This is a genomic window from Pseudomonas sp. Pf153, assembly GCF_001269775.1.
Taxonomy (GTDB): Bacteria; Pseudomonadota; Gammaproteobacteria; order Pseudomonadales; family Pseudomonadaceae; genus Aquipseudomonas; species Aquipseudomonas uvaldensis.
Genome location: NZ_LHVL01000006.1, coordinates 327415 through 340886, shown reverse-complemented (window position 1 = coordinate 340886; position 13472 = coordinate 327415). Strand labels below are relative to the sequence as shown.

Sequence of the window (13472 nt, the reverse complement as noted above, 5' to 3'; positions counted from 1 at the left end):
GAGCCCCATGGAAATACAACGCCCTGTTCACATTGCCTTGATTGGCGACCACGATCCGCAAATAACGGCCCATCGGGCAATCCCCATTGCGCTTGAGCTGATTGGCAAGCAAACCGGCCGGGCCATTCACTTCAAATGGCTGGCGACCGACCAGATCGCCGTCGACTGCGCCCTGGAAGACGTTCACGGTATCTGGTGCGTGCCCGGCAGCCCTTACCGAAATGAAAGCGCTGCGTTGCGGGCCATCCGTTTCGCCCGCGAGCAGCGCCGTCCGTTCCTGGGCACCTGCGGTGGCTTTCAGCATGCGGTGCTGGAATATGCCCGCCATGTCTTGGGCTGGGCCGATGCCGCTCACGGTGAAACGTTCCCGGAAGCCGAACGCGCCCTGCTGACGCCGCTGAGCTGCGCCTTGATCGAAATCATCGACAGCCTTCGGCTCGAAGCGGACTCATTGATTGCCAGGGCCTACGGTCAGCAGACGATTTTCGAGGGCTACCGCTGCCGCTTCGGCGTCAACCCTCGGTTCGAGCAGGATTTGTTGGGCGACGATTTGCACGCGGTGGCCCGCGATTCGGCGGGCGAGCTGCGAGCCGTAGAGCTGCGCGGGCATCCATTCTTCGTCGCAACGTTGTTTCAGCCTGAACGCGCAGCGCTGGAAAATCGCGTACCGCCACTGGTGCGTGCCTTCGTCGATGCCTGCGGGAGGATGACTGCGTAAGCGATCATTATTCAGCGGCGATTTTAATCGCCCAGCACACAGTCACAAACCCTGTGGGGGCCGCCATCGCAGGCAAGCCTTGCTCCCACAGAGGTATCTCATCTCCGCTCGACGCCACTCAGCTCTCTACCAACCGACGCACCGCCAGGATTTCAGGCAGGTCGCTGCGCGCCATGTACACCCGCAAGGGTTCGGTGAGGTTGATACGATCGTCGATGTTCTGGTCCAGCAACAGCTGGATCCGCTCGCGCCTCAGGGCCATGGTGCCGTCTGCCGCCTGGGTCCAGACGAATTCACTGGCGGGGATGATGCCGTCGTCGGCCACGTCCATGCCGAAGGCGTCTTCGCTGAACCGTACGATGTATTGGCCAGTCTTTCGATTCAGGCCTACGAAGCCCTTGAGCTGATCGGCGGCCTGGCAGATGAAGGTCGAAGTGGTGCGCATGGTAAACCTCATGGATGCATCCCGTGGGACGTCTGATCGATGGTTTACACGCAGGGCAAGCGGATATGAATTCAGGTTTCCCTCTGCCGGGGAAACTGCTGCCAAGCGTACTGCAAAGCCGCCTGAAAAAGCGTGGGAAAAATCTGCTTTGCATAGGTTTATGTCGGTCTGGCGATAGCGCTCAGAGCGTTCAGTTGTTAAAAGATAGGCTTTGCGAAACCTACGAAAGGATCTCGAGCATGCCTGTTACCCTCATCCGCAACGCGTTGATGCTGAGCCTGTTGCTCGGCTTCGGTCAGACACAAGCCTCTGAAACCTTGAGCCCAAAGGCGTTGGCAGCCCTTCACGGCATTCCCCATCCCGCCGTGATCGCCCACCGTGGTGCCTCGTTCGATGCGCCGGAGTCCACCGCCGCCGCTTATAAGCTGGCCCGCGACCTGGGCGCCGATTACCTGGAGCTGGACCTGCAGCGCAGCAAGGACGGCGTGCTGTTCGTGCTGCATGACGACAACCTGCAACGCACCACGGACGTCGCCACCAAGTTTCCCGAGCGCAAGGACAGCGCCGCGAATGCATTCACCATGGCCGAACTCAAGACCCTCGACGCCGGCAGCTGGTTCAACACCGCCTACCCTGACCGGGCACGCCCTTCGTTCGCGGGCCTGAAAATCCTGACCCTCGATGAAGTCATCAACATTGCCGAAGGCAACCCCAAGCAAAAACCAGGCTTGTACATCGAAACCAAGGAGCCGAAGCTCTTCCCGGGCATCGAGCGCGATTTGAAAGACAAATTGCAAGACCGTGGCTGGCTGAGCCCGGCCGGTTCCAAGCTCGCCAAGAGCCCGACCGGCGTGGGCCAGGGCAAGGGCAAAGTGGTCTTGCAAACCTTTGAAAAGAGCAGCCTGGAACTGCTGCACAAAGAGATGCCGAAAGTACCGAAGGTCCTGCTGCTGTGGGTAGGCGAAGGCAATATCGAGCCTAAATCCAAGGTGACGTTTGCCGAGTCGGGCGAAACGGACAAGGCAGCCTATTACGCCAAACAGGAACCCAGGGATCGGGCCGAATTCGAAAACTGGGTACGTTACGCCAAGGACCAGGGCGCCGTCGGCACCGGACCTTCCGCCGCGTTGACCCATGGCGGCAGCCAGAGCTATGCGGACCTGGTGCAACCGTGGATGAACCAGTACACCCATGATCAGGGTCTGCTGGTACACGTCTACACCGTGGACGAAGCCGTGGACTTCAAGAAAGTGATGGACGCCGGCGTGGATGGCATCTTCACCAACCGGGCCAGTGAATTGCTCAAATACTTCAAGCGGCCCGAAACGGGCAGCGTGACGCAACTGCTGGAGAAGAACGGCTACTGATGGATGAGCGATAAAGTCCGTGGCAGCAAACCCTCTCCGGCGGACTATGCTTGCACGATACTTACTCTGCAGTCCCCTGGGATGTTTTCAGCAGTTTTTCAAATTAAGGGTGAGTTAAGTTGCCATGGCTAACCTGAGCCCACTGAAACGACACATCCTTTAATGAAAGTACCAAGGAAAGACCCTATGAAAACTCTAACTGCCTTGTTTGCCGCTGCAGCCCTGACCCTTACCGCTGGCCTGGCCCAAGCAGATGACCTGTCACCAAGCCAGATTTCTCAGTTGGTCAAGGAAGGTAAGATCAAGTCGATGGAAGAACTGAAACAAGTAGTCGAGAAGTTGCACCCAGGCGCAACCATCGGCCTCCCTGATGTGGAAGAGAGCCGCACGGGTTACGAATATGAAGTTGAAGTCCGTTACCCCGATGGCAGAGAGTTTGACATTGAACTCAACGCCGCCACCGGCGAAGTTTCGCAAAACAGACCCGACCATTGATTAAAAAGAGCCGCGCTATCTTCGGATTGCGCGGCTTTTTTATTCTGTTTACAGAATATGATGTTCTGCGTGCCGCAGCGCCCCTGTCACAAAACCTTCAAAAAACCTTGCCATGATCTCGCCCAAGTGAACCTGTAGCTGCCACAGGCACTTCCCGCCAGCGAGCCTCCATGAACCACAGTATCGACCAAAGCCATCGCGACCCGGATCTGTTCGGCCTGCTTTATGGGTATTGCTTCCGACCCGGCGAGCGCGGACGAGAGATCGATTCGGCGCAGGCCCTGCGATGCCTGGAACAACCGCAGGACAGCGAAGAATTCCTCTGGCTGCATCTGAACCTGGCGCATGCGGCGTGCGAGCGCTGGATGAAAAGCCATCTGCGCCTGCCACAGGAGTTCTTCGAAGCCTTGCATGAAGGCTCGCGCTCGACCCGCATCGAGCATGTGGATTCGGCGCTGCTGGCGGTGGTCAACGACGTCGTATTCAACCTCAGCAGCATGGTTTCCTCGGATGTCTCCACCCTGTGGGTTTGTGTGCACAGCCGGCTGATCATCAGCGCACGCTCGCAACCTCTGCATTCAGTGGACAAGCTACGCTCATCGGTCAAGGCCGGTGAGCGCTTTCGCTCGCCACTGGAACTGCTTGTGCACCTGCTGCGTGACCAGGGTGAAGTGCTGACCCAGATCGTGCGCAAGACCAGCCTCAGCGTCGATCAGGTCGAGGATGAGTTGCTGTCTTCCCGGTTGTCCACCAACCGCGCCGAGCTGGGTGCCAACCGTCGGGTACTGGTTCGCCTGCAACGCTTGCTGGCCCTGGAACCGGGCTCGTTGCTGCGCCTGCTCAACCGTCCGCCGCAATGGTTGCAGAAAGAGGACGTCAAGGAACTGCGCAAATCCACCGAGGAGTTCGCGCTGATCATCAACGACCTCACTGCTTTGAGCGAGCGGATCAAACTGCTGCAGGAAGAAATCGCCGCCAATCTCAACGAACAGACCAACCGCTCCCTGTTCACCCTGACAGTGGTGACGGTACTTGCCTTGCCCATCAACATCATCGCCGGTTTCTTCGGCATGAACGTCGGCGGCGTGCCCCTTGCCAGCGATCCGGAGGGTTTCTGGATCCTGGTGGCGCTGGTGGCAACTTTCACACTGATCGCCGGTCGGTGGGCGTTTCGCAAACGGCGCGACTACTGACCTTTCCACCTTCCGGCGAGCGAGTATTCGTCAGGCGCTCAAGCGCGCCGTCACCTCGTTCAACTGCCCCGACAAACCATGCAGATCCCGACTGGCCGTTTCGGTGCGTTGCACGTTGTCCAGATTGGTACTGGCAATACAGGTGATCTCCGTCAGGTTGCGGGAAATGTCTTCGGCGACCGACGTCTGCTCTTCCGCAGCCGTGGCGATCTGCCGGTTCATGTCGCGGATCGCTTCGACAGCCTGAGTGATACGTTCGAGCATGGCCCCGGCCTGGGTTACCTGCTCGACGCTTTCCTCACTGCGCGACTGGCCGCTTTCGATGGCTTGGGCCGCGTCCACAGCACCGGTTTGCACAGTCTGGATGATCTGGTTGATTTCGATGATGGACGAAGCCGTGCGCTGGGCCAGGCTGCGTACTTCATCGGCGACCACTGCGAAACCGCGTCCGGCTTCACCGGCACGGGCGGCTTCGATGGCGGCATTGAGGGCCAGCAGGTTGGTCTGCTCGGCAATCCCGCGGATCACCTCGAGTACCTTGCCGATACGACCGCTGTCGGTTTCCAGGCGACGAATAACCGTTGCGGTGTTGGCGATTTCACCACGCATGCGGGTAATGGTGTGGATAGTCCCTTGCATGACCTTCTCACCCTGTTGGGCCGAGTGATCGGCATCGTCGGCCGCACGCGCCGCGTCGGCGGCATGGCGGGCAACTTCCTGGGCCGTGGCGGACATCTCGTTCATCGCGGTCGCCACCTGGTCGGTGCGTTCGAATTGCTCATTGGTGCCCTGGCTCATCAGGCCGGCGATGGCATTGAGCTCGCCGCTGGCACTGTCCAGCTCCGAGGCACTGCGCTGCAAGCGGGTGAAGGTTTCGGCGAGGAAGTCGCGCAGGGTGTTGGCCGCCAGGGCCAGGTCGCCCAGCTCATCCTGACGCGTGCTGACCACACGTTCGGCGAAACGGCCTCGACTCAGTTGGGTTACGTATGCGATCAGGCTGCGGATCGGTTGCACCAGGCTGCGATTGACCAGCCACAGGCTGAACAAGCCGATCAACAGGCCGGAAACCAGCATCACCGCAACGCCCAGCATGATGGTGTGGTCAGCCCCGGCGCTGATCAGCGCCGATTGCTCGTTGCTCGACTTGCGCAGGTCGACTACCAGCTCACTCATCTGCTCGCTGGCCGCACGGTCCACTCCCTTGACCGCCGCATCACCCGCCGAAGGGTCGCCGCCTGCTGCTACAAAGGCATCCCGGCCCTTCTGGTAGGCCGAACCCAACTGACGGTGTTCGTCTCGCAGACGTTCGATACGCGACTTGATGTGAGCTGGTAGATCTTTTTGTCCGATCAGTTCTCCCAGAATGCCCTGAACATCTTGCTGACGCCCTTCGAACTGCTTCCAGTATTTATCCAGGTCAGCCGGCTGCTTACCGCGCAGCAAGACGTTCTTCCACTCCTGAACCTGCTCTTTGAACCGCAGGTTGGCCTCGTCGATCAACTGCGACGCGCGCAATGGTCCGTCGATCAGGCTTCGATAGTTCTGGATGCCGTCGGACAGGAAATGAAAAGACGCCAGGGCGATCAGCAACATCGCCAACAGGCTACCGCTCAGCAGGGCGAGAATCTGGGCTCGCAGGGATTTTTTCAGGAACATCAAGGAAGCTCTCTAGGAGGTAAAAGCCAGGCCCACGGACTGACACGTCCAGACCTCCTTGTCTCGCGCAAACGACTTCATGACGTGAATGCATGGGATTATTACCCGCCATCGGCCCATAAGCCGTGTTCTTGAGCCTTGGCCGCCGCCGTTCGTCCGATCGCCAGCACCACGGGAGGGCCCTCGGCGTACTTGACTGGACCTGTCCGGACAACTCCTTTTGTCGGTGCAAAGGGATTTAAAAGTCTTTTTGTCATGTCCTCTGCTGTATCCTGCCCAGGCTTTTTAAAGCGCGGATCGACCAGATCTACCCACAGACTTAGCGAGGAGCGCGATATGCACGAGATTCCTAATCTCCCCTTCCCAAGCCTGCACGACACTGAGCAGACGACCACGCTACAAGCCGCAGGGCAATCCGATGCCCGGCAACCAGAGCCCAAGCAGGACACTGAACGCCGTCAGGCCGACAGCGAAGACTGAACGCAACACCAGACCGTGTGGAAAGCGCTAAGATGCGCTTCCCACACTGCCTGAACCCCGAGCCTGCCATGACCGATGACACGTCCCCTTTCAGCGATGCCCAGGCCAACGTATTGATCGGCGCTGCCGAGAAAATGGTCGACATCTGGACGCGTCTCTCTCCCGAAAAGCAGGCCGCGCTGCTGGCCCGTTTCGGCACCGAAGAAAATGCCATCGCCGCACTGATCACTACACAGTTGCTGGCCGGGCAAAATGACAACTGAGTGGCCACTCGGCGAATAGTTTTACTTTTACGCGCCTTATTACTCCGTCCGCCGTTATCATAAGCAGCCTATCTATTTCGCTGTTCCGTGGACCCTTTCCCCATGTCAGATTCCCAGCGCCCCCTGGCGGTCACGCTGCAAGTCGTTTCCATCGTCCTGTTCACCTTTATCGGTTATTTGAATATCGGCATCCCCCTGGCCGTACTGCCCGGATTCGTCCATGGCGAGCTGGGCTTCGGCGCCGTCATCGCGGGGCTGGTGATCAGCGTCCAGTACCTGGCCACCCTCCTCAGTCGTCCTTACGCGGGGCGGATCATCGACAACCTGGGTAGTAAACGCGCGGTTATCTTCGGCCTTGCCGGGTGCGGACTCAGTGGCGTGTTCATGCTCATCTCTGCCTGGACCCATGAGCTGCCGACCCTGAGCCTGATCAGCCTGCTCATTGGACGTCTGGTACTGGGCAGTGCCGAAAGCCTGGTGGGTTCGGGTTCGATTGGCTGGGGCATCGGCCGGGTCGGCGCCGCCAATACCGCCAAGGTGATTTCCTGGAACGGCATCGCCAGCTATGGCGCGCTGGCGATTGGCGCCCCCCTGGGGGTGTGGCTGGTCAAGGCCTTGGGGCTGTGGAGCATGGGCGTCAGCATCATGCTGCTGGCCGTGCTGGGGGTAGCGCTGGCCTGGCCGAAAACCGCCGCACCGATTGTCGCCGGCGAACGACTGCCGTTCATGCATGTGCTGGGGCGCGTCCTTCCCCATGGCAGCGGCCTGGCCCTGGGCTCCATTGGTTTTGGCACCATCGCCACGTTCATCACCTTATATTACGCGACGCGACACTGGGATAACGCGGTGTTGTGCCTGAGCCTGTTCGGCGCCTGTTTCATCGGAGCGCGCTTGCTGTTCGGCAATCTGATCAACCGCCTGGGAGGTTTCCGCGTGGCGATTGTCTGCTTGTCGGTGGAGACCCTGGGTCTGCTGCTGTTATGGCTGGCACCGGATGCCCACTGGGCACTGGCGGGCGCGGCATTGAGCGGTTTCGGTTTCTCCCTGGTATTCCCGGCCCTGGGGGTGGAAGCGGTCAACCTGGTGCCAGCTTCCAGTCGTGGCGCAGCGGTGGGTGCCTATTCGCTGTTCATCGATCTATCGCTGGGGATCACCGGACCGTTGGCCGGCGCGATTGCCGCGGGTTTTGGCTTTGCCTCGATCTTCCTGTTCGCCGCCCTGGCGGCCCTGGGCGGATTGGCCTTGAGTCTCTACTTGTACCGGCAGGCGCCGAGATACCGTGAGGAACGGGAAAGAACCTAGAAATCCACCTTGCCACGCCCGGCCTTGATCGAGCCACGTTTGCTCTTTGAGTCCAGGCGACGGGTTTTGGAACCCAGGGTTGGTTTGGTCGGACGGCGCTTCTTCTCGACCTTGATGGCTCCCAGGATCAGCGCAGTCAGACGCTCCAGCGCATCGGCCCGGTTCTGTTCCTGGGTGCGGTATTGCTGGGCCTTGATAATCAACACGCCATCGCTGGTGATGCGGCTGTCACGCAGCGCCAGCAAACGTTCCTTGTAGAATTCAGGCAGGGACGAGGCCGGGATGTCGAAACGCAAGTGCACGGCGCTGGACACCTTGTTGACGTTCTGCCCGCCGGCGCCCTGGGCGCGGATGGCTGTCAGCTCGATCTCGGCGTCGGGGATGTGCACGTTGTTGGAAATCGCCAGCATGAAAATATGTCCGGAATCAGGACCCTCAGAATACCGCGAATCCCCCATACAACACCCAACCCTGTGGGAGCGGGCTTGCTCGCGAAAGCGATTTCACATTCAAAATCCATGTTGCCTGACCCACCCTCTTCGCGAGCAAGCCCGCTCCCACAGGAGGTGCGGCGACTGGAAACAACAAACCCGGCACTCGGCCGGGCTCGTTGTACTCCAGTGCCCCTTACTTCGCAGCAGCCGCCACGGCCAACTCATGCTGCGCACTGCGCTTGTTCTTGATCACGTAGCAGCCCCACATGAACACCACCCAAACCGGAATCGCGTATACCGATACCTGGATGCCCGGGATCAGCAGCATCACGCCCAGGATGAAGACCACGAACGCCAGGCAGATGTAGTTGCCGTAGGGATACCACAGTGCCTTGAACAGCGGCGCCCGACGGGTCTGGTTCATGTGCTGGCGGAACTTGAAGTGCGAATAGCTGATCATCGCCCAGTTGATCACCAGCGTCGCCACCACCAGGGACATCAGCAGCTCCAGCGCATGCTGCGGGATCAGGTAGTTCAGCAGCACAGCCACCAGCGTGACCGCCGCCGAGGCGAGGATCGAAAGCACCGGCACCCCGCGCTTGTCGATCCTGGCCAGGGCCCGGGGGGCATCGCCCTGCTCGGCCATGCCCAACAGCATCCGGCTGTTGCAGTAGGTGCCGCTGTTGTACACCGACAGCGCAGCGGTCAGTACCACGAAGTTGAGGATATGCGCCGCGGTGTTGCTGCCCAGCATCGAGAACACCTGCACGAACGGACTGCCGCTATAGGCGTCACCGGCGGCATTGAGCGTGGTCAGCAGGCTGTCCCAAGGGGTCAGAGACAACAGCACCACGAGAGCACCGATGTAGAAAATCAGGATCCGGTAGATCACTTGGTTGATGGCTTTCGGGATCACGGTTTTCGGTTTGTCGGCCTCGGCCGCGGTGAAGCCGAGCATTTCCAGGCCACCGAACGAGAACATGATGATTGCCATCGCCATTACCAGCCCGCTCACGCCGTTCGGGAAGAATCCGCCGTGGGTCCACAGGTTGGTCAGCGAGGCTTGCGGCCCACCATGACCGCTCACCAGCAGGTAGCTGCCCAGGGCGATCATGCCCACGATCGCCACGACCTTGATGATTGCGAACCAGAACTCGGCCTCGCCGAAGACTTTGACGTTGGCCAGGTTGATGGCGTTGATCAGGATGAAAAATGCTGCCGCCGAGGCCCAGGTCGGGATATCGGGCGCCCAGTAGTGGATGTACTTGCCCACTGCGGTCAACTCGGACATGCCCACGAGGATGTAGAGGATCCAGCAGTTCCAGCCCGACAGGAACCCGGCGAAACCACCCCAGTATTTATGGGCAAAGTGACTGAACGAGCCGGCGACCGGCTCCTCGACGATCATCTCACCCAGCTGGCGCATGATCATGAAGGCGATGAAGCCGCAAATGGCATACCCGAGGATCATCGACGGACCGGCTGACTTCAGCACCCCCGCCGAACCGAGGAACAGGCCGGTACCGATTGCGCCGCCGAGGGCGATCAATTGAATGTGTCGATTTTTCAGGCCGCGTTTCAGCTCGCCTGAATGCGTATTTTCTACAACGGTCATGCGTCACCTATTTGTTTTTATCTGTGACGAAATCGAACCCGACACGCTCGTGGCGTGGCGGAGTGAACAAGGCGGATAACCTTGAAAGTGCGTGGGTACGCGAAGGGTCACAGTAAAACGCGGCGCATTGTACACCGCCGTCCTGCTGCTACCAGAGACCACCGGATCAGCGTCGCCCCCTACTTTTCAGGTCTGGCGGGCATCTGACCCTTCCTGCCGGTTTGAAACAAGCGCTGCCAAGTGTCGGAAAACCGCTCAAGCCGGCTTATTCGGCAGCTTTTTCTTACACTCTTTCCAGACATCAAAACCCACCGCCTCGGCAGGTCGAAATCGTCAGGATTTTTTTACAAGCCGTAACGCAGACTTGCCAAGTACGAATTTTCCGTAAGCCGCCTGCAAATTGACGGTAGCTAGCTAGCTAATTAAAAAATCCCCTAGCCAGCTGTTTTTGAATGAGTAATTTCCCCTTTCGAAAATGGAATAAAAAGTTCATACGCAAAAAATAAAAATTTTATTTTGCATTCCAAAAAACCCTCGACTAGGTTTTAGCGACTTGCCCAAGCATCCTGCCGGCAAGCCTTGCGAGGCCGTTTTCACTCACCGAATCGCCCGCAAATTTCCGTAAAAGTCATCTAGGAGATTCACTATGCAAGCACTGGACAAAGACTTGGAAACCGAACTGCAACTGGACGAATGGTTTGAAGCGCCAACCCATGAAGCCGCCGTTGAAATGATGCAAGCCGACGCCGTCGTTCCGTTCGGCACGGCGATGTGGCCTCTGTAGGCATAATCCGGCGGAGGCGGTCCGGCCGGTCGACTCCGCCACTATTGCCCGTTGTCAGGGAAGCAGATTCATTGTCAGGGAAGAATAAGCATGGACACACAACGAGCCATCTCACATTTCCTTTACTACCTCGAACACCACCCCGCCCTGGCCGGTATCCAGCCCGCCAAGGTGCTGCTCGGCCACACCGCTGACTACGAAGCCCTGACCGGTGCCATTGCCGAACAGGCCGACAGAGGCTCGCCCTTCCGGTTCAGCGCCATGCGCCTGGACCTCGAACCCACGGAACGCCTGTCCCGGGCGATTGCCGACAGCGATTTGTACATTTTCTTCTATGACTCTTCCACCCTGCCCAACCCACGTCCCGACGGCCCGGACTTTGTCCGCGCGCTGCAAGGCGTGATGGCGGAAAACTGGAAGAAGTCGCTGCTGTTCAAGGACTACGGCGATTATTTCTACGACACCTTCAGTGTCATTCCCCAACGTATCGCAGGGCTCAACAGCCACCTGATCCGACGCATCTCCCAGGCCATCACATTGAGCTTCCAGGACGATCGCGGCTCGTATTTCGACACGGCCCTGAGCAGTGTGAAGAAGTGGACCGACATCAATGGCGTCGGCAACTACGACCTGGCGCCGGGTGAGATCGCAACCCACAGCGACACGATCAATGGTCGTGTGAATTTCGTTGGCACGTTTCTCAGCACTATCCCGTTCGCTCGCAAATATGGCGTGCTGCAAGCGCCGCTGGAATTGTGGATCGAAGATTCCACCATTCAGAAGATCGCCACCGACGTGCCGGGCCTGGAACACGACTTCAACAAGTACCTGGACGCCAACCCGTCCAATCGACGCATCGAGGAGCTGGGCATTGGCACCAACGAAGGGGTCAAGAGCCTCTATGCTCGCAACGCCGGTTTCGAAGAGCGCCATTGCGGCCTGCACCTTGGACTGGGTGGCGGGGCCAAGGGCAGTCACCACTTGGACCTGATTTTCGAAAGTGGTGTGCTGGCGCTGGACAATGAGCCGATGTTCGATGGGCGGTTTGTGCTTTAGGCCAGGATGGTGGGCTACTGGCGCATCGCGAGCAGGCTCGCTCCCACAGGTAACGGTGTTGAACACAAGTCATCCATTCACCGAAGATCCCATGTGGGAGCGAGCCTGCTCGCGATGGCGAACTCACCTGCACTGCATCACTAAAGCCGGACAAAAAAACGCCAACCCAACGGTTGGCGTTTTTCTTGCCGCTTACAGCTAGCCGCTCACAGCGACCTCACTGCGGCTTACGTCGCCCAAATCCTGGACGCTGACCCGATCCGGCCGGCGCACCGCGGCGCTTGCCCGACGGCGCGTCGCGATCTACCAGGGAAATGCCGGGGCGCTTCTTCGGCGCTGGCTTGGCCGGACGCTTGACGTCAGCCGGGCGCTCGGCCACCGGCGTGCCGCGACCTTCGCCACGCTCAGTCCGACCATTGGCCGGACGTGGCGTGCGTGGGCCGCGCTCGCCGTCCTGGCGAGGCGCAGGCTTGCGGGCCGGGCGTTCGCCTTCCAGCTGCGGCTCGCGAGGCGCACGTGGGCCGGCCGCCGGGCCATCGACCGCAGGACGCAACGTGCGCACACGCTCGGTCTTGCCCATCGGGCGCGAGGACTTGCGCTGCATCCGCTCCAGCTTGTCCTTGCTCTTGGCCGTCATCTGCGGCATGGCCACAGGCTTGAGGCCTACTTCAGCGGCCAGAATATCGACTTCCTGTTGGCTCATTTCGCGCCAACGGCCCATCGGCAGGTCGGAGTTGAGGAACACCGGACCGAAACGCACGCGCTTCAGACGGCTGACCACCAGCCCCTGGGATTCCCACAACCGCCGCACTTCACGGTTACGGCCTTCCATCACCACGCAGTGGTACCAATGGTTGAAGCCTTCGCCACCCGGCGCCTGCTTGATGTCGGTGAAACGCGCCGGGCCGTCTTCCAGCACGACGCCAGCCTTCAGGCGCTCGATCATCTCATCGTCGACTTCACCGCGTACACGTACAGCGTATTCACGGTCCATCTCGTAGGACGGATGCATCAGACGGTTGGCCAGCTCACCGTCGGTGGTGAACATCAAGAGACCGGTGGTGTTGATGTCCAGGCGACCGATGTTGATCCAGCGACCTTCCTTGGGACGCGGCATCTTGTCGAACACGGTTGGGCGACCTTCCGGGTCGTCACGGGTGCAGATTTCACCGTCGGGTTTGTTGTACATGATCACGCGGCGCACCGTTTCGGCGGCCTCTTCGCGCTTGATCACCTTGCCGTCGATGGTGATGGCATCGTGCAGGTCGACGCGCAGGCCCAGGGTGGCCTCTTTGCCGTTGACCTTGATGCGGCCCTGGGTGATCCAGGTTTCCACGTCGCGGCGCGAACCGACGCCGATGCGAGCGAGGACTTTTTGCAGCTTCTCGCCGGCTGGGCCGATTTCCTGGCTGTCGTTCTGGTCTAGGTCTTTCATACTGGGCACCTCCCGGTGTGATCGGATCAGGCCTGGCCTGACACGTTGAAAACAGGTCGTTTGGCGACAGGTTCGCCAAAGGGTCGCGAATCATACGCCCGTTGAGGCGTTTGCGCATCAGAGACTAGCTGAACGCCCGGGATTCAGTTTTTTTTCCGCCGACTGGTGGCTCGCCGCCCCTCTTGTGGGAGCGGGCTTGCTCGCGAAAGCGGCGTATCAGTCGACATCC

14 protein-coding genes and 1 pseudogene are annotated in these 13472 nt (G+C 59.7%); 9 read left to right on the top strand and 6 right to left on the bottom strand.

The features are described 5' to 3' along the window. The first annotated feature begins 7 nt into the window (after nucleotides 1-7). Nucleotides 8-718 (top strand): CTP synthase, encoded by a 711-nt coding sequence (locus AD666_RS02385; RefSeq protein ID WP_053147446.1) that lies wholly within the window; start codon nucleotides 8-10, stop codon nucleotides 716-718. A gap of 118 nt (nucleotides 719-836) precedes the next feature. Here AD666_RS02385 and AD666_RS02380 read toward each other — a convergent pair whose 3' ends face one another. After that, entirely contained in the window at nucleotides 837-1163 is a 327-nt protein-coding gene (locus AD666_RS02380; RefSeq protein WP_053147183.1) for a DUF2025 family protein, read from the bottom strand. Between the two features lie 239 nt (nucleotides 1164-1402). Here AD666_RS02380 and AD666_RS02375 point away from each other — a divergent pair, with 239 nt between their 5' ends. The 3 genes from AD666_RS02375 (at nucleotide 1403) to AD666_RS02365 (ending at nucleotide 4218) form a co-directional block, all read left to right on the top strand. Further along, on the top strand, nucleotides 1403-2530 hold the full coding sequence (locus AD666_RS02375) for a glycerophosphodiester phosphodiesterase (RefSeq protein ID WP_053147180.1): 1128 nt from the start codon (nucleotides 1403-1405) through the stop codon (nucleotides 2528-2530). 186 nt (nucleotides 2531-2716) lie between these two features. Beyond that, the gene (locus tag AD666_RS02370; RefSeq protein WP_053147178.1) at nucleotides 2717-3025 is read left to right on the top strand and encodes a PepSY domain-containing protein; all 309 of its coding nucleotides are present in this window, start codon (nucleotides 2717-2719) and stop codon (nucleotides 3023-3025) included. A gap of 170 nt (nucleotides 3026-3195) precedes the next feature. Beyond that, on the top strand, nucleotides 3196-4218 hold the full coding sequence (locus AD666_RS02365) for a transporter (protein WP_053147176.1): 1023 nt from the start codon (nucleotides 3196-3198) through the stop codon (nucleotides 4216-4218). A gap of 30 nt (nucleotides 4219-4248) precedes the next feature. On the opposite strand, the gene AD666_RS26955 is transcribed toward AD666_RS02365, so the two are convergent. Both AD666_RS26955 and AD666_RS26950 read right to left on the bottom strand, forming a co-directional pair. Beyond that, nucleotides 4249-4953, bottom strand: coding sequence for a methyl-accepting chemotaxis protein (locus tag AD666_RS26955; RefSeq protein WP_371259561.1), 705 nt, complete (start codon nucleotides 4951-4953; stop codon nucleotides 4249-4251). Nucleotides 4954-5181: 228 nt separating this feature from the next. Continuing rightward, nucleotides 5182-5292 (bottom strand): annotated as a pseudogene (locus AD666_RS26950) (hypothetical protein); the annotation flags it as partial. 918 nt (nucleotides 5293-6210) lie between these two features. Between AD666_RS26950 and AD666_RS26590 the strand changes: the two are divergent. From AD666_RS26590 to AD666_RS02350, 3 genes are all read left to right on the top strand, one after another. After that, nucleotides 6211-6354, top strand: a complete 144-nt coding sequence (locus AD666_RS26590; protein ID WP_172679578.1) for a hypothetical protein — start codon at nucleotides 6211-6213, stop codon at nucleotides 6352-6354. A gap of 32 nt (nucleotides 6355-6386) precedes the next feature. After that, nucleotides 6387-6617, top strand: a complete 231-nt coding sequence (locus AD666_RS02355; protein WP_082339643.1) for a hypothetical protein — start codon at nucleotides 6387-6389, stop codon at nucleotides 6615-6617. Between the two features lie 102 nt (nucleotides 6618-6719). Next, nucleotides 6720-7919, top strand: a complete 1200-nt coding sequence (locus AD666_RS02350; protein WP_053147171.1) for an MFS transporter — start codon at nucleotides 6720-6722, stop codon at nucleotides 7917-7919. On the opposite strand, the gene arfB is transcribed toward AD666_RS02350, so the two are convergent. Continuing rightward, nucleotides 7916-8329, bottom strand: coding sequence for an alternative ribosome rescue aminoacyl-tRNA hydrolase ArfB (gene arfB, locus AD666_RS02345; protein ID WP_053147169.1), 414 nt, complete (start codon nucleotides 8327-8329; stop codon nucleotides 7916-7918). The two genes, AD666_RS02350 and arfB, sit on opposite strands and share 4 nt — an antisense overlap. A 217-nt stretch (nucleotides 8330-8546) precedes the next feature. After that, nucleotides 8547-9968 (bottom strand): amino acid permease, encoded by a 1422-nt coding sequence (locus tag AD666_RS02340; RefSeq protein ID WP_053147166.1) that lies wholly within the window; start codon nucleotides 9966-9968, stop codon nucleotides 8547-8549. Nucleotides 9969-10614: 646 nt separating this feature from the next. On the opposite strand from AD666_RS02340, the gene AD666_RS26585 reads away from it, so the two are divergent. Together AD666_RS26585 and AD666_RS02330 are read left to right on the top strand one after the other, a co-directional pair. Then, nucleotides 10615-10752 (top strand): hypothetical protein, encoded by a 138-nt coding sequence (locus AD666_RS26585; protein WP_003178782.1) that lies wholly within the window; start codon nucleotides 10615-10617, stop codon nucleotides 10750-10752. 90 nt (nucleotides 10753-10842) lie between these two features. Next, nucleotides 10843-11808 (top strand): leucyl aminopeptidase, encoded by a 966-nt coding sequence (locus tag AD666_RS02330; RefSeq protein WP_053147165.1) that lies wholly within the window; start codon nucleotides 10843-10845, stop codon nucleotides 11806-11808. 217 nt (nucleotides 11809-12025) lie between these two features. On the opposite strand, the gene rluB is transcribed toward AD666_RS02330, so the two are convergent. Next, complete coding sequence (gene rluB / locus AD666_RS02325; protein WP_053147162.1) at nucleotides 12026-13243, bottom strand: 23S rRNA pseudouridine(2605) synthase RluB; 1218 nt, start codon at nucleotides 13241-13243, stop codon at nucleotides 12026-12028. Nucleotides 13244-13472 lie beyond the last annotated feature (229 nt).

Bases quoted from the DNA above. Each gene is read 5' to 3' on its own strand.
- arfB (WP_053147169.1), bottom strand. From the start codon at position 8,329: ATGCTGGCGATTTCCAACAACGTGCACATCCCCGACGCCGAGATCGAG.
- rluB (WP_053147162.1), bottom strand. From the start codon at position 13,243: ATGAAAGACCTAGACCAGAACGACAGCCAGGAAATCGGCCCAGCCGGC.
- AD666_RS02330 (WP_053147165.1), top strand. From the start codon at position 10,843: ATGGACACACAACGAGCCATCTCACATTTCCTTTACTACCTCGAACAC.
- AD666_RS02340 (WP_053147166.1), bottom strand. From the start codon at position 9,968: ATGACCGTTGTAGAAAATACGCATTCAGGCGAGCTGAAACGCGGCCTG.
- AD666_RS02370 (WP_053147178.1), top strand. From the start codon at position 2,717: ATGAAAACTCTAACTGCCTTGTTTGCCGCTGCAGCCCTGACCCTTACC.
- AD666_RS02350 (WP_053147171.1), top strand. From the start codon at position 6,720: ATGTCAGATTCCCAGCGCCCCCTGGCGGTCACGCTGCAAGTCGTTTCC.
- AD666_RS02375 (WP_053147180.1), top strand. From the start codon at position 1,403: ATGCCTGTTACCCTCATCCGCAACGCGTTGATGCTGAGCCTGTTGCTC.
- AD666_RS02365 (WP_053147176.1), top strand. From the start codon at position 3,196: ATGAACCACAGTATCGACCAAAGCCATCGCGACCCGGATCTGTTCGGC.
- AD666_RS02385 (WP_053147446.1), top strand. From the start codon at position 8: ATGGAAATACAACGCCCTGTTCACATTGCCTTGATTGGCGACCACGAT.
- AD666_RS26585 (WP_003178782.1), top strand. From the start codon at position 10,615: ATGCAAGCACTGGACAAAGACTTGGAAACCGAACTGCAACTGGACGAA.
- AD666_RS02380 (WP_053147183.1), bottom strand. From the start codon at position 1,163: ATGCGCACCACTTCGACCTTCATCTGCCAGGCCGCCGATCAGCTCAAG.
- AD666_RS26955 (WP_371259561.1), bottom strand. From the start codon at position 4,953: ATGTCCGCCACGGCCCAGGAAGTTGCCCGCCATGCCGCCGACGCGGCG.
- AD666_RS26590 (WP_172679578.1), top strand. From the start codon at position 6,211: ATGCACGAGATTCCTAATCTCCCCTTCCCAAGCCTGCACGACACTGAG.
- AD666_RS02355 (WP_082339643.1), top strand. From the start codon at position 6,387: ATGCGCTTCCCACACTGCCTGAACCCCGAGCCTGCCATGACCGATGAC.